General features: G+C 43.3%; 18 protein-coding genes. 10 read left to right on the top strand and 8 right to left on the bottom strand.

Translation table 11 applies throughout. The features are described 5' to 3' along the window. Positions 1-75 precede the first annotated feature (75 nt). The 6 genes from ACYZZR_RS08780 (at position 76) to ACYZZR_RS08805 (ending at position 6,565) form a co-directional block, all read left to right on the top strand. Positions 76-1,083 (top strand): glycosyltransferase family 2 protein, encoded by a 1,008-nt coding sequence (locus ACYZZR_RS08780; RefSeq protein ID WP_461533631.1) that lies wholly within the window; start codon positions 76-78, stop codon positions 1,081-1,083. Positions 1,084-1,112: 29 nt separating this feature from the next. Then, positions 1,113-2,837 carry a phospho-sugar mutase gene (locus ACYZZR_RS08785; RefSeq protein WP_461533632.1) on the top strand — a complete coding sequence of 575 codons (1,725 nt, stop codon included), beginning with the start codon at positions 1,113-1,115 and terminating at the stop codon, positions 2,835-2,837. Between the two features lie 71 nt (positions 2,838-2,908). Beyond that, positions 2,909-4,735, top strand: coding sequence for an ABC transporter ATP-binding protein (locus tag ACYZZR_RS08790; protein ID WP_461533633.1), 1,827 nt, complete (start codon positions 2,909-2,911; stop codon positions 4,733-4,735). A gap of 247 nt (positions 4,736-4,982) precedes the next feature. After that, on the top strand, positions 4,983-5,522 hold the full coding sequence (locus tag ACYZZR_RS08795) for an RNA polymerase sigma factor (RefSeq protein ID WP_461533634.1): 540 nt from the start codon (positions 4,983-4,985) through the stop codon (positions 5,520-5,522). Positions 5,523-5,552: 30 nt separating this feature from the next. Beyond that, positions 5,553-6,071 carry a hypothetical protein gene (locus ACYZZR_RS08800; RefSeq protein ID WP_461533635.1) on the top strand — a complete coding sequence of 173 codons (519 nt, stop codon included), beginning with the start codon at positions 5,553-5,555 and terminating at the stop codon, positions 6,069-6,071. A 44-nt stretch (positions 6,072-6,115) separates the two neighbouring features. Next, a complete protein-coding gene (locus ACYZZR_RS08805) occupies positions 6,116-6,565 on the top strand; it encodes a hypothetical protein (protein ID WP_461533636.1) in 450 nt (149 codons plus the stop codon). Between the two features lie 105 nt (positions 6,566-6,670). Here the strand turns inward: ACYZZR_RS08805 and ACYZZR_RS08810 are convergent, their stop codons facing one another. The 3 genes from ACYZZR_RS08810 to ACYZZR_RS08820 are packed head-to-tail and all read right to left on the bottom strand — an operon-like array spanning position 6,671 to position 8,928. Next, the gene (locus ACYZZR_RS08810; protein WP_461533637.1) at positions 6,671-8,251 is read right to left on the bottom strand and encodes a PepSY-associated TM helix domain-containing protein; all 1,581 of its coding nucleotides are present in this window, start codon (positions 8,249-8,251) and stop codon (positions 6,671-6,673) included. 46 nt (positions 8,252-8,297) lie between these two features. Then, positions 8,298-8,597, bottom strand: a complete 300-nt coding sequence (locus ACYZZR_RS08815) for a hypothetical protein (protein WP_461533638.1) — start codon at positions 8,595-8,597, stop codon at positions 8,298-8,300. Then, a complete protein-coding gene (locus ACYZZR_RS08820; RefSeq protein ID WP_461533639.1) occupies positions 8,584-8,928 on the bottom strand; it encodes a hypothetical protein in 345 nt (114 codons plus the stop codon). The genes ACYZZR_RS08815 and ACYZZR_RS08820 overlap by 14 nt, the downstream gene beginning before the upstream one ends. A gap of 158 nt (positions 8,929-9,086) precedes the next feature. Between ACYZZR_RS08820 and ACYZZR_RS08825 the strand changes: the two genes are divergently transcribed. From ACYZZR_RS08825 to ACYZZR_RS08840, 4 genes are read left to right on the top strand one after another with little or no spacing between them, the layout of a single operon-like run. Then, positions 9,087-9,650 carry an RNA polymerase sigma factor gene (locus ACYZZR_RS08825; RefSeq protein WP_461533640.1) on the top strand — a complete coding sequence of 188 codons (564 nt, stop codon included), beginning with the start codon at positions 9,087-9,089 and terminating at the stop codon, positions 9,648-9,650. A 10-nt stretch (positions 9,651-9,660) separates the two neighbouring features. Next, positions 9,661-10,248 carry a hypothetical protein gene (locus tag ACYZZR_RS08830; protein ID WP_461533641.1) on the top strand — a complete coding sequence of 196 codons (588 nt, stop codon included), beginning with the start codon at positions 9,661-9,663 and terminating at the stop codon, positions 10,246-10,248. Further along, a complete protein-coding gene (locus ACYZZR_RS08835; RefSeq protein WP_461533642.1) occupies positions 10,229-11,314 on the top strand; it encodes a DUF4097 family beta strand repeat-containing protein in 1,086 nt (361 codons plus the stop codon). The genes ACYZZR_RS08830 and ACYZZR_RS08835 overlap by 20 nt, the downstream gene beginning before the upstream one ends. A 31-nt stretch (positions 11,315-11,345) precedes the next feature. After that, positions 11,346-12,068 carry a head GIN domain-containing protein gene (locus tag ACYZZR_RS08840; protein WP_461533643.1) on the top strand — a complete coding sequence of 241 codons (723 nt, stop codon included), beginning with the start codon at positions 11,346-11,348 and terminating at the stop codon, positions 12,066-12,068. Positions 12,069-12,071: 3 nt separating this feature from the next. Here ACYZZR_RS08840 and ACYZZR_RS08845 read toward each other — a convergent pair whose 3' ends face one another. The 5 genes from ACYZZR_RS08845 to ACYZZR_RS08865 form a co-directional block, all read right to left on the bottom strand. Then, positions 12,072-13,754, bottom strand: a complete 1,683-nt coding sequence (locus ACYZZR_RS08845; protein ID WP_461533644.1) for a sodium:solute symporter family protein — start codon at positions 13,752-13,754, stop codon at positions 12,072-12,074. Between the two features lie 10 nt (positions 13,755-13,764). Then, the gene (locus tag ACYZZR_RS08850) at positions 13,765-16,167 is read right to left on the bottom strand and encodes an FAD-dependent oxidoreductase (protein ID WP_461533645.1); all 2,403 of its coding nucleotides are present in this window, start codon (positions 16,165-16,167) and stop codon (positions 13,765-13,767) included. Positions 16,168-16,185: 18 nt separating this feature from the next. Continuing rightward, positions 16,186-17,748: a sulfatase family protein gene (locus ACYZZR_RS08855; protein ID WP_461533646.1), complete on the bottom strand. Its 1,563-nt coding sequence runs from the start codon at positions 17,746-17,748 to the stop codon at positions 16,186-16,188. Positions 17,749-17,821: 73 nt separating this feature from the next. Next, positions 17,822-19,540, bottom strand: a complete 1,719-nt coding sequence (locus tag ACYZZR_RS08860; RefSeq protein ID WP_461533647.1) for a right-handed parallel beta-helix repeat-containing protein — start codon at positions 19,538-19,540, stop codon at positions 17,822-17,824. A 63-nt stretch (positions 19,541-19,603) separates the two neighbouring features. Beyond that, positions 19,604-21,547 (bottom strand): glycoside hydrolase family 97 protein, encoded by a 1,944-nt coding sequence (locus ACYZZR_RS08865; protein ID WP_461533648.1) that lies wholly within the window; start codon positions 21,545-21,547, stop codon positions 19,604-19,606. Positions 21,548-21,555 lie beyond the last annotated feature (8 nt).

Here is a 21,555-nt window from a genome sequence, read left to right on the forward strand (position 1 = left end):
CGCAGGGGTACCGACTGTCGGCTTACCTATGGAAACATTTTTACGTAAATTTGGGGAGTATTTTAAATGTCATTCATGGATATATCCATCGTAATACCTTTATTAAACGAACAGGAATCCTTACGGGAGTTACACGATTGGATTGCAGAGATTATGCAGTCCAATCGTCTTTCCTATGAAATACTGTTTATAGACGATGGCAGTACCGACGGCTCTTGGAACATCATCGCTGAGCTCTCTGCCGAAAACAGTACTGTAAAAGGAATCCGTTTTTTCCGCAACTACGGCAAATCGCAGGCTCTACACGCCGGATTTCGGATTGCCCGCGGAAAGGTGGTTATCACTATGGATGCCGATTTGCAAGACAATCCCGAAGAAATTCCCGAGTTGTACCGTATGATTACCAAAGAGGGATACGACCTTGTTTCGGGCTGGAAAAAAAAGAGGTACGATGCCGTCCTTACCAAAAACATCCCTTCAAAATTGTTTAACTGGGCCGCCCGGAAGACCTCCGGACTCAAGCTTCACGATTTCAATTGCGGACTCAAAGCATACAAGAATGCCGTAATCAAAAATATCGAAGTGTATGGCGAAATGCACCGTTATATCCCTGTACTTGCCAAAAATGCAGGCTTCGCTAAGATAGAAGAGAAAGTGGTACAGCACCAGGCCAGGAAATACGGTAAAACCAAATTTGGCGCTGAGCGCTTTATCAACGGTTTTCTCGACCTCATCACCATCTGGTTCCTCTCCCGTTTCGGCAAGCGTCCTATGCATCTCTTTGGAGCTCTTGGCGTACTGATGTTCCTCATCGGTTTTTTAGCTGCAGGATTCATAGGGGCAGAAAAACTCTACAAACTGTACAATGGGCAACCTACTATACTGATTACCCAAAACCCCTGGTTCTTTATTGCACTGTCTACCATGATTATAGGTTCGCAACTATTTCTCGCCGGTTTTTTAGGTGAGATTGTACTGCGCACCAAAACAAAAAACGACAGATATAAAGTATCAGACACCATCAATCTTAACCAGGGAGAAGAAGCTGACAAAAAAACAACATCGCAAGTTCGACCTAATTAATTGATACAAACGATTATACCATATTAAAAATGCAGATAGAAGAACGTATCCTCAACATAGCCCGCCAATGGCTTACCCCCACTTTTGACAAGGCAACCCAAGAACGGGTACAAGATATGATAGACCACAATCCGGAAGAACTGACTGATTCTTTTTACCGCGATTTGGAGTTTGGCACCGGGGGAATGCGGGGCGTAATGGGAGTAGGTAGCAACCGCATCAATCGCTATACCCTTGGAAAAAACACTCAGGGATTGAGCAATTACCTCAAAAAATCATATCCCGGGCAAGAACTCAAAGTAGCTATTGCCTACGATTGCCGACACAACAGCGATACCCTTGCCAGAGTGGTAGCCGAGGTTTTTTCGGCTAACGGCATACAGGTATACCTGTTTTCTGCCCTTCGACCTACTCCGGAACTCTCTTTTGCTGTACGCCACCTGCAATGCCATTGTGGCATAGTACTGACGGCCTCCCACAATCCGCCCGAATACAACGGATATAAGGTGTATTGGACCGATGGAGGGCAGATAGTTCCCCCACAAGACGAAGCCATTATCAATGAAATCGAAAGCTTGTCGTTTGGCGATATTCGATTTGATGCAGACGACAAACTCATCTCCTATATCGACGAGGAAGTAGACGAAGCCTTTATTACAGCATCCGTAAAAAACGGCAATTTTAACGCTAAGGGGAAAGACAATTTGAATATCGTCTTTACTTCACTGCACGGCACTTCTATCACCATACTGCCCGAAGTGCTCAAAAGAGCGGGCTACAACAAGGTACATATCGTTGAAGAGCAAGCCAAACCAGATGGAAATTTCTCTACGGTTAAATCGCCCAATCCTGAAGAGCCAGAAGCCCTTGCCATGGCACTGCAAAAAGCGGAAGAAATAGGAGCCGACATCGTAATCGGTACCGATCCCGACTGCGACCGCCTGGGAATAGCAGTAAGAGATACCGAAGGTAAACTCGTATTGCTCAACGGCAATCAGGCTATGGTGCTTATGACCCGTTTTTTATTGGAACAATGGAAAAAAGCAGGCAAGCTCACCGACAATTCATTTATAGCCTCAACCATAGTTTCCACTCCGATGATGGAATCTATAGCTGAAGCATACGGAGTAGAATACAAGATAGGACTCACCGGTTTCAAATGGATAGCCAAAATGATTAAAGACTACCCGCATCAGCCTTTTATAGGGGGAGGTGAGGAGAGTTTCGGATTTATGGTGGGCGACTTTGTAAGGGATAAAGACGCTGTAACCGCTTCCCTCCTAGCTTGTGAAATTGCAGCTACCGCCAAGGCCGAAGGTAGTTCGCTCTACGAACAACTCATACAGATGTACGTAGAATACGGTTTTTACAAAGAACACTTAATCGCACTGGTCAAAAAAGGAATGAAAGGAGCCGAAGAAATCAAACAGATTATGGCCGGACTCCGCAATACTCCCTTGAAGGAAATCAACGGTGCTAAAGTTGTCCGTATTGAGGATTACCAAAACTCCGTAGCCAAAAATATGCTGAACGGCGAAGAAGAGTCGATCAATATTCCCAAATCCAACGTGCTGATTTACTACACCGAAGACGGGAGTAAAATAGCAGCGAGACCCAGCGGTACGGAACCGAAAATCAAATTTTATATCAGCGTACACACCTCACTGTCAACTGCCGACTTGCTCGACGAGACGGCACAGAAATTGCAACAAAAGATAGACGCTGTGGTAGATGAGCTTGGCATCGACAACTAATAGCTCGTATTACCTGATATTTCCCAACACTCCTGAGGTGTTGGACTACTGTAATTAATATTCGAAATCGGATGAATTATTTTAATAAGATCTTTCGCTTTGCCCGGCCATATCGCAAATACGCCGTACTCAATATAATCTGTAATATACTGTATGCCCTGTTTGCCACGCTGTCTATGGTATCCTTGATTCCCATGCTTACGGTACTGTTTGGCGAAGAAGAAAAAGTGACCACCCCTCCGACTTACGAGGGGATAGGTCATCTAAAATCGTTTTTAGAAGACTACCTCAACTACTATATCACAACCACGCAACAATCTCACGGACCAGAATATACACTGGGGGTCATGGTGGTCATCATCATTTCCCTTTTCCTCCTCAAAAACCTGTTCAATTACCTGGCCATGTTTTTTATTACTTTTCTCCGAAATGGTGTTTTAAAAGACATTCGCAACGCCATGTATAAAAAGGTGGTAGATTTACCTATAGCCTATTTTTCGGAAAAGAGAAAAGGGGATGTCATCGCTCGTATTTCTTCCGACGTGCTCGAAATACAACACTCGTTTCTGTCTATACTAGAACTCATAGTGCGTGAACCTCTCACTATACTTTTTACCATTATCACCATGTTCTCCCTGAGTGCCAAACTCACCCTGTTCGTATTTATCTTTATTCCAATTTCCGGATTTATCATTTCCATGATAGGGAAACGGCTGAAAAAACAATCGGACAAAGCCCAAATTGAACAGGGATACTTCCTCTCTATCATCGAAGAAACTTTAGGAGGACTCAAAGTAATCAAAGGTTTTAACTCCGAAAATTATTTCAACCGACGCTTCCGGGCTTCTACCGACAGGTTTTACGACCTGTCCAACAAAATCCTCAACCGGCAAAACCTTGCCTCTCCGGCCAGTGAATTTCTCGGAATTATCGTCATCGCTGTACTGTTGTGGTATGGCGGGCATATGGTGCTGGTAGAAAAGAGCTTAAACGGACCTGTCTTTATCGCCTATATGGCGCTGGCTTACAACATCCTCACTCCGGCAAAAGCGATTTCTAAAGCTTCCTACGGCGTAAAAAAAGGTAATGCCGCAGCCGAAAGAGTGCTCACCGTACTCGAAGAAAACAATCCTATAGCCGACCGACAGGGCGCACTGGAAAAAAACAGCTTTGATCAGGAGATACACATCGATCATATCGATTTTCAATACGAAGAAGAAAAGGTACTCTGCGATTTCTCACTTCATATCCCCAAAGGTAAAACCGTTGCTCTGGTAGGGCAATCGGGAAGTGGAAAGAGTACCATTGCCAATCTGATTACCCGCTTTTACGATGTGCAAAAAGGCAGTATTACCATAGACGGAACAGATATCAGAGACCTCAAACTGCATTCGTTAAGGGGATTGATGGGACTGGTTACTCAAGATTCCATACTGTTCAACGACACCGTAAGAGCCAATGTAGCTATGGGCAAGGAAGACGCCACCGATACCGAAGTAGAAGAAGCGCTGAGAATAGCCAATGCTCTCGAATTTGTTTCACAGCTCCCAAATGGCATCCACACCAATATAGGAGATGGCGGAAACAAACTGTCGGGCGGACAAAAACAGCGGTTGAGTATTGCTCGCGCAGTGTTAAAAAACCCGCCTATTATGATACTCGATGAGGCTACTTCTGCGCTTGATACGGAAAGTGAAAAATTGGTACAAAAAGCACTGGAGAATATGATGAAAAACAGGACTTCAGTGGTTATTGCGCACCGCCTTTCTACCATACAGAACTCAGATCATATCGTGGTGATGCAACAGGGAAAAATTGTAGAACAAGGTACGCATACCGATTTGATGTCTAAAAACGGTACCTACCGAAAGCTAGTAGATATGCAATCGTTCGAATGATTGTCAAAAAAACATCCGCCCCTTTCCGAGACGGATGCAGTTTCATAGTAAGACCCAGACCTTTTTACTATATATAAGCAAAAAAAGAATTGGTTGGTATAAAAGGTCACCCCGAAGATAAAAATATTTTTTTATCATTTGCTAATTAGGGCGGCAAAAAAATAACACAAAGTTAATATCCTGTACTTTTTTTATTAACATTGCGCTTTAAAAATATAATTTCACCATTTTTATTTTATCAACCGGAATGTCTGAACCAGAATTATTACTACAACTCAAGGACCAAAATACCCGTGATCGGGCATTCGGGACACTGGTATCTCAATATTCAGAACGCTTGTACTGGAATATCAGGCGTACCGTAATCGACCACGACGACACCGACGATGTATTACAAAATACTTTTATAAAAATATATCGAAATATAGAGGCATTTAAGGGAGAGAGCAGTCTGTTTTCGTGGATGTATCGCATCGCCATCAACGAATCGATTTCCTTTCTGAACAGCAAGGCTAAACGGCAGGGATTGAACAATGCAGAGTTACAGGAATCGCTGGTAGCCAACCTCCACGCCGATCCCTATTTTGACGGAGACGAAGCCAGTTTAAAACTGCAACGCGCTATTGCCACGCTTCCCGAAAAACAGAAAACAGTGTTTAATATGAAGTATTTTGAAGCCCTCTCCTATCAGGAAATGTCCGAGATTCTAGACACCTCAATCGGAGCACTAAAAGCGTCGTATCATCACGCAGTAAAAAAAATTGAACAGTTTTTAAGTGAAGATTAAACCTTCTACAGAAAAACCAGTCAAATAGTTATGAATAAGAGAAACACAGATAGAAACAATGATTTTAAGGTACCAGAAGGCTACTTCGGGCAACTAAAAGATCGGTTACAGGAATCGGTGTCTCAAATTGACCGTATTCCTGAGAGAGATGGTTTCTCGGTTCCTGATTACTATCTGGAAACCCTCCAAGAGCGTATTCTGAACCGCACTGTACAATCCGCTCCTTCCAGTAAGAAATCGATTGTGCGACGACTCTATCCCATCGCCTCAGCAGCGGCACTCGTGGCCGTATTGCTCTCCGCTATATTCGGCATAATATCTCGAAATAATAGCGATTCGGCTAAGGCATTTGCAGATATACTTTCGGAAGATATAGAATACTATGTTCAAAACGGCTTTCTAACAGTCGACATTCAGGATATAGAAGACCTCTTCGACAGCAGTGAGCTGGATGTCTTGAGTTTTTCATCTCTCGACGACTCCTCTGTAATAGAATATCTGGAAGAAAATACAGATGTGGGTTTCTATATAAATATGGAAGATGAGTAATTAATTGTATTTTTAAATCGTTACACTATCCTAATTAAATAGCTATGAATACATTTAGAAACTTGGCACTTACTGTCCTTCTTCTCTTTTGTGTTGCAGGTATGGCTCAGGAAAAAAGTAAGAGAGAACAGTTTAAGGCACTCAAAGTGGCCTATATCACAGAAAAATTATCACTGAGTTCAGAAGAAGCTGAAAAATTCTGGCCTGTATACAACAGTTATTACGACAAAATATCTGCCCTTAGACGTAGAGAGTACAAGGGTGTTCGCAAAAAGATAAGACAGAATGGCATAGATAATATTTCTGAACAAGAAGCCGAAAAACTGCTCTCCGAGCTGGAGGCCATAGAATACGAGAATTATCAGGAAGATATAAAACTTACCAAAAAACTCAAGGGTATTATACCCACCACCAAGATACTTCTTCTCAAAAAAGCGGAAAAAGACTTTAACAGGGCATTACTTCACAAACTCAAACGAGACAAATCAAAGTAATACCTCCTATCAGAATCACAAAGCCCTCTCCAAAACGAAAGGGCTTTTTGATTTCCATATCTCACTTACCATTACGCTACAGCTGCACAGATTTTACTTCCTTAGCTACGCCAAATCTGTTTGGGACTTCTGTCTTTTTAATTTCATCCCTATTACAAGTGTTGTTATCGAAAGTAATATCCAGAACACATCTACAAACAATATGTCGTAATGCCCTTCACTCAGGCTTACCCATATCCAGTTTCCCGATACCAATCCGTTGGCAATTGGCACCAGAAGTCCTATCAAAGCTCCACTGATAAGAGCGTATTTATTGGTAAAATAATTATCTCTCTTAAGCGCAAAAAGCACTGTCAATACCAGCCAACTATAGAAAAATATACTATAAATCTGTGTTATTCTACTCGGATCAAAGTCGTGTACTAATGTTTTTACAGCAACAAAGGTAAAAGCCGTTGCCGGATACATACTCAAACATATAGCGAGGTATATCCAAACTAACCAGGCATTAAAACGTCGCTTTCTTTCGGAAACGCTCTTTCTATCACGAGCTACCAGCCAGATCATAACTCCAGAGATAATCACGAAACAAGACACTATGCCCAAAACGAAATAGACGACGCGCAATCCACGTCCGCCAAAATCTCCGAAATGCAGCTTGTTGAGCACATTGGTCGCTGCATCTACATAGTTAAAATCTTTAAACGGATCCTTTGTGTACACCAGCTCTCCATTATCTGCCCTGAAGACCATTTTTCCCTTTCCCGTAAAATTACGAGTATTATGGGCCAACCCCTCTATCGCAATATGCATATTGGCATCGCCGTAATTCATTACAGTCACCCACCTGATATCAAAATCTGGCCAGCTTTCCAAGACCTTATCCATATAAGCATCTATATCAGGTACTCCACCGTCGACCCTGCCCTGCAATTCGTAGCCGGAGTCTCCTATGCCAAAATCAGCATACATACTAACCACATCGTTGTCGTACACCAACGAAGCCACCGGAGGAGCCATTACACTAGCACCGATCATAAGATAAGTCCCCGTAAGCGCAAAGATAAACTGATAGGGCAACCCCAGCACTCCTAACGCAGTATGCGCATCGGTCCAAATCGCTTTTAGCTTAGCTTTAGGCCTGAACAGATAAAAGTTGGAAACTATTTTATTCCAGTGTACCAACACCCCTGTGATTACGGCAAACAGAAAGAAAAAAGCGATCAATCCCGCCAATAGATAACCCGAAGTACCGTAAAAGTTGAGCTGGGCAAAAAAGTGAAGCCGGTATAGTAATTCGCCTATAGAATAAGCGCTGTAATAGTCATAACTATCCGTATTTTCCTTATCCATATAGAAGTACTCCGCAGTACTTGCTTCTTCTGGAGCCAAAGTATCCTTGCTCGCCGTGATACTAACCGCTACCTTATTCTCTTCGTAATACTGCGTAAAACCTATATCTCTTCCATACAAAGGCTCTCTATCGCTTATACTGTCTAACAACACATTCAGCTTCGCCTGATTCAATGCAATACCACTCAGCGGTTCGCTGCGCTCCCAACTGATAATCTCATCTCGAAAAAAGGAAAAAGAACCCGCAAAAAAAATGACATACAGAGCAGCACTTATCACAATACCACTAACGGTATGTGTATTGAAGAGAATATTGTAGATTCTGTTGTTCATCTAGCTGAAATTAACTGTTTTTGGTTCAGAGTTGCTATAGGTTTTGTTACACTACGGGGTTATAGATTTTTCCGAGATAGATAAACAGTCTGAAAAGGAGTGTCAGTAAAAGATACAACCCCCATATCTTCCATCCATTCTTAGCCAGGAATGCCACTATTAAAAGTACAGCCCATAACAGGAAACCCGCATAGCGCAAAGTCATAATAACATTTACGTGATCCAGCCAGAATGCCAGTGCTATATGCAAAGTGGTAGTTACGATATACCCTCCTATAAAACCAGCGGTAATTTTGGCAAAACGCTGCCAGGGCGAGCGAGTAAGATATTTTTTATTGGCCGGCATAGGGAAGTATTAATTCGATTGCAAAAGAGAGTATTGCGATAAGCACTACCGCTCTGTAGCTGATAAATTTCAGTGGTGATACTATAACAATAAGGCTTCCTACCGTCATCAGCACAACGACAAAGGCACATATCCCCGCCCCGAAACCGTAGTGCATAACAGAGAGCAATATTCCCACCAAAACCATACACCATCCGAGTGCAAGACTCGTAGGGCGATGCGACTGTAACCATTGCGCTATCCACCACGACTGGCTCAATACTGCCCTCTTCGAGGCATTGTAAAAAGCGTAAAATCCCATAAAAGCAATGATGACAATTAGGGTAGTCATATTCTCCAGCTATTTATTTTGATTGATTCTAAACAAGAGCAAATATAACAACGTAATACAGATCGACCAATTAATCTTCTCAAAAAAAATAAAAAAATCAGCTAAAGTGTAACAATCATTCCCGACCTTCATCTTTATATTGAAAAGCGAATCCTTTTTTGAGTCAACAGCACAGACATACAGAGCAATTAATCGAACAGTGTAAACGCGGAGATACTAGAGCGCAGCTTGAAATTTACGATCGCTATTACAAGGCTATGTTCAACACTGCCCTGAGGATAGTAAAGGATAAAGTTGAAGCTGAAGATGTTATGCAGGAGTCTTTTCTTAAAGCGTTTACCAAACTGCATAGCTTTAGAGGTGAAGTGAGCTTCGGAGCCTGGTTGAAACGGATTGTAATCAACGACAGCATATACAGTTTTCGGAAACAACAGCAAAATCAAAATATTCCTATAGATGAAGTGCTGTATAAAATTGAAGACGATAACGGCGTTGCGGCAGACTATGAGTTTACAGACCTCAAGGCACAGAAAGTTCTGGATACCGTAAAGACATTAAAGGACAATTACAGGATTTCTCTGACCTTACACCTGATCGAAGGATACGATTACGACGAAATAAGCGACATCATGCAGATCAGCTATGCCAATTGCAGGACTACGATAAGCAGAGCCAAGGAAAGCCTGAGAAAAAAACTGGTTTCTATGATGGAAACAGAGTAAAACAAATGCGATGAAAAAAGATGCGATAGACGAATTATTCGACAAACTCAAGGGGCAATTTGACACCAAAACTCCGAGTGCAGACCACCGAGATCGTTTCTTAGAGAAACTCTCGCAGCCCGTCGAGCAAACCAAATCTGTAGCTCCCGGAAAATTGCTGAGCTTACTGCCCATTGCAGCTTCTCTGCTCGTATTGCTCAGTGTAGGATGGATGCTGTTCCAATCATTGCCCGGTTCCCCTGAGCATACCCTGCCCGAAACAGAAGAAGTACAACCCAATCCGGAACTGCAAAAAACACAATATTACTTTTCTTCTCTTATTCGGGAAGAGTTACAAAAAATAAGAGAAACTGCAACTACCGCAGAAACCCGTATAATTATGGAAGATGCGCTGGATAGATTAGCTCTCATAGAAAGTGATTACGACAAGCTGGAAAAAGAATTACAGCGCAACGGATACAGCAAAAAGTTGCTCCATGCTATGATTACCAATTTTCAAACGAGAATTACCCTGTTGCAAAACGTCATGGAGCAAATTGAACAGACAAAAGCACTACAACAAATAACACCGGAAAGTCATGAAGAAAGCAGGATATAAAATAGCAGCTCTACTACTCGCTATTGCTCTCCCGGTAATGGTGTTCGCCCACGAACCGGGAACACCGTTGAACAGGCGTTACAGCAAGGAAAAGAAAATCGAGAAATCGTTTGACGTAAATACCAATGCACTACTTAAGGTAGATAACTCTTATGGAAATATTTACATCACTACCTGGAATCAAAACCGCATAGAGATCGAAGTGCATATCAAGACCAGTGGGAACAACGAAGAAAAAGTACAGCAAAAACTCGACGAGATCAATGTAGAGTTTGAAGCGGGTAAAAGTGCAGTTTCCGCCAAAACCGTATTTGAGAGAAAAAAATGGACATGGAACTCAGGCAGCAATGTGAGCATGGAGATAAACTACACCATAAAACTTCCTATTACCAACAATGTAGATCTGAGCAACGACTACGGGAGCATTAGTATAGACCGCCTGAACGGAAGAGCTGTAATAAGTTGTGACTACGGAAAGCTAAATCTGGGCGAGTTGCACGCCGATAACAATGAATTGTCCTTCGATTATACGACCAAATCTACTATCACTTATATGAAAGGGGGAATTATCAAAGCCGATTATTCCGGTTTTATCCTCGAAAAAGCAGGGCATCTCAACCTGAGCGCCGACTATACAGCATCTAAAATAGACGAGATCGACAAACTCGAATACTCTTGCGACTACGGTAGCCTGAATGTGGAAAAAGCCAAAAATATTCAAGGGAGCGGTGATTATCTCTCTACCAATATCGGTACAGTACACGGCAACCTCGGGATCACTTCCGACTACGGTTCGATACAAATATTTGAACTTGCCGCAGATGCCGGCAATGTAAATATCCAATCCGATTACTCGGGGATCAAGGTAGGTTTTCACCCAAACTACAATTTTAACTTCGAGATAAAACTGGAATACGCCGGGTTTAAGGGAGAAGACAGTTTTGAATACGACATAAAACGGACGACACTAACAGAGAAGTACTACAAGGGTTCTCACGGTAGTGCTCCCACTAAAAATTTAACCATATCCTCAGATTTCGGAAGCGTTTCCATACGCCGAAACTAAACTGTAATCTGTAACAAAATCACATATAAAAATGAAAAAGATTATCACCCTTTGCTTTGCCTTATCGCTGTTTACAACCACAAATGCACAGTGGTTCGGAAACAAGAAAATAACCGGCAATGGAAATGTGGTCAAAACCGACCGCAAGACGAAAGATTACGATGAAATAGGTGTCTCCGGAATATTTGACGTAGTACTTGTTCCCGGTACGGAGGGAAACCTCATCATAGAAGCCGAAGAGAACCTCATACCCTATATCGAAACCGAAATAAAGGGTAACACCCTAAAAATTAAAACGACTAAAGGTGTAAGCCTCCGTCCAAAAAGAGATATCCGAATTACCGTGCCATTTGAAGCGCTTTCGGCTGTATCGCTTGCAGGCTCTGGAAATATTTCTTCCAATGCTGCTATCAAGGCTTCTACCTTCAAAACCAATCTCGCCGGATCGGGAGATATCTCCTTAGAAGTTGAAGCCCCAAATGTACAGAGCAATATTGCCGGATCGGGAGACATCATACTGAAAGGCACCGCCGACAACTACAAAGCAAACGTAGCCGGATCGGGAGACATCAAGGCAGACGAACTGATCACCGGCAAAACAGAGGTGTCTGTATCGGGTTCCGGCGATATCAGGGTATACTGCAACGAAAAAATCATTGCAAAAATTATAGGTTCCGGAAACGTGCTTTACAAAGGCAACGCCAAAGAAGACTCAAAAATCCTTGGATCTGGTGAAATAAGAAAGGAGAGGTAAAAACTACACCCTCTTATAAGGTGGTAACCTTCTATAGATCGCGTAAGAGATCAATCCTACCACACCCCCTATGGAAAGCGTTATCCACAATGCCTTACGGTCGGCCATCAGCGCCAGGATTATAAATATAAATGCCGTTACAGCCATTGTCCTGGCCAGTACCAGTAACCCAAAGTTGTTCTGGGTCTCGCTGCTCTCTTCCCCCTCGGAAGTATCTGCCTGATCTACATCTACAGCGCTGCGGTGAACGGATTGATAATGGAGATAATCGCCCGGCATCCTTTTCCCTCTTCTGGCCTGTACTTCATAGATACCAAGAAGCGCAAACGGGATAAGAGCCCCTGCCAGCATTTCTTCCGTCCTGTTCAGTGAAATACCGGTTAGAAGCGGATGTAAAAACTTAAAGTAGATATTCAGTGACAGTCCCAAAATAGTACACCACAAAATAGACTTCCCGGTATGATACTTTGAAAACAAGGCCCAAACAGGCGGACCGTAGAGCGAACATCCCGTTACAGCACCTACACTCAGTACAATTTCTACGATTCCGCCGGCAGAAGGTACCAACAAAGCCACGCCAATCGTCATAAGTCCAAATACAATAACAGCCAGTTTCGCAACCAACATCAAACGGGCAGGACGGGTATCCGGGTGTACCGTCCGATAAAGATCGTTGGTAAATACGGCTGCTGCCAGGTTAAGGGTAGTATTGACAGAACTGGCCGTTGCAAAAACCATCCCGCCCAACATCAGTCCTATCAACCCTTCCGGCAGCACCTCCTTACACATCAGCAAATATGCCCCTTCACTCTCTAACCCAGACAAACCGGGGTTTACCAATCGGTATATCATGGGAGGCAGCATCCAGATTAGAGGACTGACTAAATATAGCGCGGCAAAGAGATAGCCTACTTTTTTTGCCGATGTAGGACTATTTACACTGGTATACCGCTGTACATAAGCCCAGTTTCCGCCTATAAAAACACCGTTATATACCCCGAATGCCAATAAGAACAACCAGGAATATTCTTCATTTATCGGCATAAAAAAATCCTCCGGTGCATTGCGGAACAGGGCCTCTACCCCTCCTATACTGTCAAAAGCCAGTGGAACCACAATAATCACGGCACCCGTAAGTACGATAAACTGTAACACATCCGTAACCATAACCCCCCAAAGTCCGCCTACCACCGTATAGATAATAATAAGGATCCCTAATACCAAAATACAGGCTTCTATGGGAAATCCTGTCGATACGTTGATGATCTTGGCTACGGGATAGAGAAAGGCTCCGGTATACATCAGCGATATCAGCAGAATAAGGTAACTGTAAAATTTCTGTATTGTTATTCCAAGTCGCTGAGATACAAACTCTGCAGCTGTCAGTGCCCGCGATCGCTGCCAGGCGGGTGCGATAAACATTCCGACAAAAAAACCGCCCAGACACATCGTGAGCTGAATAGCCACTGATACAAAACCGTACTCATAGGCTATGGAACCCCATACTACAAAGGTTCCCGCAGAAAAAAAACTCATAAACAGAGACAGCGAACTGATTTGCCATGGTACTGCGCCTCCCGCAGCGAAATAAGACTTCATCGAATTGCCCGTTTTTCCAAAAGAAAGCCCCGCCATTACTATAATGCCTGCAAAGACAAACATTACGATATAATCCAAAATTCCCATAGTAATTTTTTTAACGGTAACAACGAAGTCCGAACAATGCAGCTGGGACATTTGCTGACGGATGATCGAGTTCAATTGTCAGTTCGCCGGTTGTTATCGGATATTCCAAAAACACATTATTAATCGTCTGATAATTTCCCTTTTTCTCATATACCACATTCCCACTGTCGTCTAAAATACGATAATTCCTTACACAAAAAGGCATTACATCTTCCGGATGTCCCATCAATACGCTTTCCATGGGATGATCGTAATCGGTGTCGAAAAACAGATCTATCCGGCTTATCTTTTGAGGGTGTTCCCAACGGATACGAGCAGTTGGTTTCTCGTCCGCTAAGTCTGCTACCCAAGCATTTGGGGTCGTAGTAGGCCTGTACACTCCCTTGCGGATATTCTCCTTGCCAAAAGGATTTAACGGTGGATTGATCTGAATGGCTATATTGTGTCCTTCCGGTCGTCGTTGAGGACACCAAAACTCGAAGGTATCCATACCTATGTTGTCAGGAGGGGATTGCTTTCCGAAATTTGACACCGCTTTATTTCCCAAGTTAAATGTCGATAATATCCCAGTGAGGCGAAGCGATGAACGAAACAGTTCTACATTCGGGTTTTTATGTAGAATGAGAAAGACATAAGCCTCGTCTTCCATGCTTGTGGAAAATTCAAACTTGACCTTCCTATGCCCTTGTTCTATATCCACCGATTGTGTTTCCAGAATAACATCCGGGGTAAAATTACCCTTTCTTGAACTGGTTCTCAACTCAATATTCAAGGTGGTGTTGTTTAGTGCGATCAGATCTATAGTCATTGAAGGTACCTCTCCCGATTTCAGAGGAATCATCTGAGCTACAGCTATATCCATCGGAAGTACAAAATCGGCATTGAGATTGTCTATATAAAAAGTACTCGATACTTCTATGCTAGCCTGCTGTACGAGGTCGGACTCATCGCAAAGGACAAGCCCGGGAATATACTGCCCACTTTTGAGTAATTCCCGCTGCAAATCGCCGATAAAACCTTTATCTATTATATCTCTGGGTTCTAAATAGGCTTGTGCAGAATAAATTTCGCTTCTTTCCTCATTGCAAGCTGTTGTTTTCACAAGGTTCTGCCCTGAGACTTTTTGGTATTGACACTGTTGCTCTGTCACCGCAAAAATCTCTTCTTTCGATGCGTTTTCTCTGGCAATATAAGCTGCCATTCCCACAACCTGTCCGATATAGGCCGAAGTAGCCATAACCCGGGTAGAAGCAAAAGCCACATGAGTAGTACTGATAATACGCCCCGCAAGGAAAAGATTTTTGATGTTTCTGCTGTACAAACAGCGGTATGGTATCTGGTATATTCCCTTGGAGTGCCATTGGTTGCAGCCCGGTTTTTCGCTAAACACCCCATCTGCTGGGTGAAGATCGATAGACCACCCTCCATAAGCCACAGCGTCGTCGTAGGTCTTTTGATTGACAATATCCTGTTGCCGCAATATATAATCTCCTTCAAACCTTCTGCTCTCTCGCTTGCCCGGAATCATTCCTACCCATTCGAGGGTCATGGTCTCTGCCTCCGGATATTCTCCTGAATTCTTGATATAATCCCACGCTCCATACACGATTTTCCACAGTTCCCATTTAATCTTTTCGGTATCGTGTATCGTATCCATCCGTCCCCCGTATTCCAACCACCAGAGTTTACACCCGTATTCCTTGGCATTAAAGCTCCTGAATCTGGGGATCTCCTTGCGTACATCCATTGCAAAATCCGGGGCCTTATACTTTACTGGTCTTCCGGTATCTTTGGTGTAAAAGTAGAGACTGTGCCCCAACAGTTCTCCGTATTCCTCGGCAGGTGCAAACTTCTCTCCGAATTCCTCCTGTCGTTCTGCTCCCATCCTGAATGCCGCTCCCGAAAGAAAACCTACGATACCATCGCCCGAAGCATCGCAAAACAAAGGGGCATGAATCATATATTCGGTAGAATTCTGGCTACAGAATCCCTTTACTGCTTTTATCCTCTCTGCTCCCGATTTGTACACCTCATAGACTGCTGTGTTTAACAACAGTGTTATATTGGGCTCTTTCTTTACTTTATCGAGCAATATCATATCGAGGATCAGAGGATTCCCTTCCTTATTTTGGTGCATATTTTCCACCAGAATCTCATCGATAACCCCTCCCTCACGGCTCCACCTGTTGTTGTTGCCGAGGTGGGAAGTAGCGCCCAGGATCCACAGGCGAATTTCACTGGATGAATTTCCCCCCAATACCGGCCTGTCTTGAACCAATACCACTTTAACACCCTTCCGCGCCGCCGTAATGGCCGCACACAGCCCGGAAAGTCCACCGCCTATAACAGCGAGCTCCGTGTGATGAACCTCAGATTTTAATGCCCTTTTTAATTCATGACCTTTCTTTATCATAACATAATTTTATTTATCTCAATGTAATTTAAGTTCCTGTATTTTACTATCGGATTTTCCTCTGAGCTCCCTATACTTTTCCTGCATTGCTTTTAGTTTATCTGGATGTTTTTCTGCAAGGTTATGCTGTTCACCCGGATCTTCTGCAAGATTATACAACTGATAGGATTTCGAGATTCCCATTTCAATATTCACCTGTTTTTGAACTGCTTCCCCTGGATACGGAGGAATCATCACCCAATCTCCGTTCCTGAGGATAGTTCGTGATGTCCCTTCCAGGATAAGGCTTTCCCGGCCTTTATTGCTTTTACCGAGAAATACATCCATGATATCCTTGCTATCAGTTTCAGTAACATTCTGACCCGTAAATTTTGCCAATGAAGCCAGTAAATCTACCTGGCAGACTATAGCATCGGACACCTGAGGTTTAATTTTCCCTTTCCAATAAACGGCGAATGGAATCCGGAACCCAGCTTCATATATACTGTATTTTCCACCTCTCAACGGACCTCCCGGACGATGATCACCTGCCTTTTCCACAGCCTCATCATAGTACCCATCATTTAGCACAGGACCATTGTCACTTGTAAAAATGATTAATGTACTTTCCAATAAACCTTCTTCTTCCAGTGTTTTAACAAGTGTACCTATACAGGCATCTGCTTCCACAATGACATCTCCCCGGGAACCCATATCCGTTTCCCCTACAAATCTGGGATGTGGTGTTCGAGGCACATGAGGCTGTTGCATCGCGTAATAGAGAAAAAAGGGTGATTTTTTTTCCCGTACAAAGGACTGCGCCTGGGCAAGAAAAGTGTCTGCCATCTCCTCGTCTACCCATTTTGCAGACTCACCGCCTTTCATATAACCTATTCTGGGAATACCGTTTACGATACTCTGATTATGTCCGTGATGCCACTTCATTTTCAGTAATTCCGGATTGTCGAGCCCAGTAGGTTCACCCTCAAAATTATGTTCGTAACTCACCTGAATAGGATCATCCGATTCCAGCCCTACCACCTTGCCATTCTCTATGTATACCGTGGGTACACGATCCTGAGTTGCGGCCATTATAAAAGCTTCGTCAAACCCAACTTCATTAGGTCCGGGACTTATATGTTCATTCCAATCTACCTGTCCTGTTCCCAGCCCCAAATGCCATTTCCCTATAATTCCTGTATAGTATCCTGCCTTTTTAAGCATCTTGGGCAAAGTTTGCTGGTTGGTATCAATAATAAGCGGAGCTGTTCCAGGCAGGATCTTTGCATCACTGTTTCTCCAGGGATATACTCCTGTAAGCAAGGCATACCTACTCGGAGTACAGGTTGAAGAGGTGGCATACCCATTGGTAAAACGAATGCCGTTTTCTATAAGGTAATCCATATTCGGGGTTGGTATTCCTTCCGCTCCGTAAGCTCCAAGATCGCCATATCCTAAGTCATCCATATTTATAATTACAATATTCGGAAGTGTGGAATCAGAGTTAGGTGTTTCTCTCAACTTTGAATTACAACTTCCAAGAAAGAGTAGTACAATCCCCACATTTAATACTGCTACAATCTGACATATTTGTTTTTTCATTTTTTGGATATATTAATTCATTTCACGGTGATTATCTGGACTTCGATTACTTCCTTATGGGTGTGATCCTGTTTTACTCATTATCTATTACAAGTACTCCAGAATTGCTCTCCTGGTCGGCAACAATGGTCTCCTTTACCTGTCGGAATACATTTTCCTTGATAAGGAGATTGAGTGTCCCACTGGCTACGATACCTTTTTCTCCATGTGTTATTGTATTTCCTATGACCTGAATATTTGTTATCGGGGGAGATGTCTTGTTCAATTTCTCCAACGCCTTTTCCCTATCAAAAAAGATCAGCCCCTCCCCTTCTTCCTGATTGCGTATTCCAATCGCACCAGTAATCCCGTGCCGAGACATCCAGCCCGAATGAGATATTTTATTGTGTTCTATCCTCACATTTTTAGGTACCGTCCCTTCTCCTTCATTTATGGCTGCTCCTATCATGATCGCGGGATACATAATATGATCAAAAGTGTTATTTACAATGGTAACATTGGTATTCCTGATCAAACTGGCACATCCCGCAATATTCCTGAATACAGAGTTGCTCAGGGTATAATCGTCAATATTCCACCCGTATATCTGGCAGAGAGTTTCGTCGTTAATGAAGTCTGGTATTTTCTCCTCAAAAGTCACAAGAAAACCTCGATCTCCACTTTCCGTAGGCTTCATAACGGCTTTACGCACGGTACACAAGACTTCCTCCGAACCATTCCAGAAACCGATTCGGGAACCTTCCGGTATGGGAAAAGCCGCTCCCTTTTTCTTCTTCAACCATACCGTATGCCCATCCATAACCCGGTGTGGCCAGAGAAAAGAGCCGTGAACATTCTGTCCGTCCCAACGTACTCCTTCCATATATAGCCCATCCATCACGATCTTACCTCGACAGGCATATAGTTTCCATCCGTCTCTGGATCCTACGGTCAACTGATTATCCGGAGCTATCACCTTAACTTTCCTGGCGGTAATATTTTCACAAGCCTCGGCCCTCATACAGAACCCGATCGCATTGTAAGTCCATACATTTTCTACCGAAAGGTCATCGCACATATAGAAATTTACCTGTATTCCCTTATACGAAAAGTTCCAGCTCAGTCCGTCACCGACCTCCACCATAGCAGCAACCCGCGGAGAATTCAACGTCATAATACGCTGTTCCGGATTCCCCTGTACATGCCAGGTATATTCTTTTTTTCTCTTATTCACATCACCGCCATAAGTCGGGCTTTCCACCTTTTTCAGGGTTTTCGAAGCGAGGTCCCAGATATTGCTCGTATAAAACAATGTTCCGTCTATGACGGGGTTTCCTTCAAACACCTTTAACGTAACCGTATTCCCGTCCGTAGCGATAACTTCCCCTGCCGTGGAATATCTCGGGCTATTGTCGAAAATAACGTTCTGCAGACCAAAATGTTTACTCCGTCGTACAGATAGGATAGGTTTGCCGTACATATCATTTTTAAAATCGTAATGGCGTAGAAAAGTGGTCGCGGGATCTCCCTTGTCATCTATACCACCTTTCAGGGTAAAATCGTTCATCCCGGTGATATCGATAGCCATTTTCCCGGAGGCATCGCCTACAAATAAATCATACGTTCCTGCTTCCAGCAGCAACGCTCCTGCTTTTACCGTTTTGGCATGATCCAGTGCTTTTTTTATAGCTACCATATCGCATTTCCCGTCGTCAGGTATTGCACCGAAATCGGCAGCCTTGACAATTTTGTCCTGTGCCTGGACTGCATGAAGCCCTATCATACCGCCCATAACGGCGAATATTAATCCCATCAGTAATCTTTTGTGATGTATTTCTTTATGTTCAGTTTTATGCCTGGTTTCCATATCTGTAAATTATCTGCGAACGAGCAATACCGCTCCTCCGTTTTTTTCAATATTTATCGTTATTTTGTTGCCGGATATTTGTTTTTTCTCCATTACAAATGGCGTAATGACCGCACTGTAATGCCTGTCTTTGGCATTGTATTCCCTGCTTATGGGATTGGCTATACGTTCCGTAGCATCCCTGTATAAAACAGCCTCTCCAACCGCAGTGTTGAGAAGAGTAAGATCGATTTCCACCGTCTTCTTTTCTCCTCCGTTCAATACGCCGATATACCAGTCATGGTCTTTTCTTCTCGCTATGACTGCCAATTCCCCTATTTTGCTTCCCGGTAAAACAACAGTCTCATCCCATACCGTCGGTATCTGTTTGATCAATGGCAGAGCATCTTTTACTGCAGGGTGTTTCAACAGGATTTCAGGATTTTCTGCAATGATCTGGACAGGCGATGTAAACAGGACCAATGTAGCCAACTGATGTGCCCAGGTGGTTTCTCCAGTAGCTGTAAATGTCAGCGGTGTATAATCACCATGTCCCAGTATAAATCGCGTGAAAGGCAATGCCGCATTATGTGAAGCTGTGATCGGGCCTTCGGGATGTGTATTTAACTCCAAGCCCCGGATCCCTTCACGGGTAAGCTCATTCGGGTATCTTTTAATTTCTCCAGTTGCGGTTTGTACACCGTGAAAGTTAACCATCAGCTTTCGTTCCGCAGCATGACGAAGTACCGCTTCATCAAAATCGATCAGACTTTTACGCTCCCCATCCATAAAATCCACCTTTATTCCTCCCACGCCGGAAACTTTCAAGCTATCCATAAAAGCCTGCATCATCTGGTAGTCGTTTTCGGAAAAATTTAATTCATCAGAATGCTTCCACACCCATGTAATTACTTCGTTTTCTTTCCCATAGCGACAGACCTCTTTCAAAGCAGTCCATTTGTCCGGCCACTTTTCCCAATTCGCATCGATAAGATTATGTTCAAAACCTAATTCCTTGGCATAATCGACCATCTGCTTTTGCAGTTCGGGGGTACCTGTAAAATTTGACCACCAGCTCCAAACAGAGCGTCCTGGCTTGATCCAGCTTCTGTCCGCAAACAACGCTGCATCCGGCTCCGGATTTAAGGAAGTAATAATCGTTTGCTGATGGATCAGTTGGTTGAGACCATCCGCAACAAATGCAACCCTCCAGGGCGAGAGAACAGTGCCTTTAACAATAAACCCTTTATCCCCCTCAGAGAAATTAGCTTTTATCCTGTTTCCCGGTAAAGCCTCGAAACGCATCCCACTGTAATTAAACAATCCAGCTTCTGCCAGAAGGCCATACGTTCCATTTTGGTATTCAAAAACCAATGGCTTTCCTTGTATGTTACCTGTTTCTGAAACCGTTCGCAATTGTTCTATTGTTGTCCACTGCCATTCGCCAGCATAAGATTTCAGTTTCCAATCGTTGTCTCTCTCAAAGAACCATACTTTTGTCTGTGCCGGAATACCCCAAGAAGATTCCTCTCCCAACACGTGGCTTGTAGCTTGTCCACTATCAAATACATACCGATAGGCTATCCCTTCATCAAAAACACGTAACGTTATTTGCTCACCTTGGCTAAATTCCAGTATATATTCATTCCAATGCCGTTCCACCGGACCGCTTATCCCCATTTCATCAACTACTTCTGCTTTGTCAAAAGGCCCTTTTGTTTCTACCAAGGAAGTAAAAAGGCTATCTTGCCCTTGAAGCGATAAGCCCAACTTGCCATTTTCTACAAAAGCAAAATCCTTTTTAGATACATTCAGCCTGTAATATCCTGTACTATCAAGTGCTATTTCAACACGAACTGTAGCGTCAGGGCTGATGAAAAGCAGATTTTCTGTCTTCGTACCACAGGCGTAAAAAAGCAGGCTGGTACCTCCAAGACATAACAGAACCTTTATTTGACTACGCAATTGAAACATGTGATTAT

It is taken from the genome of Sinomicrobium sp., from assembly GCA_029266035.1.
GTDB lineage: Bacteria > Bacteroidota > Bacteroidia > Flavobacteriales > Flavobacteriaceae > Sinomicrobium.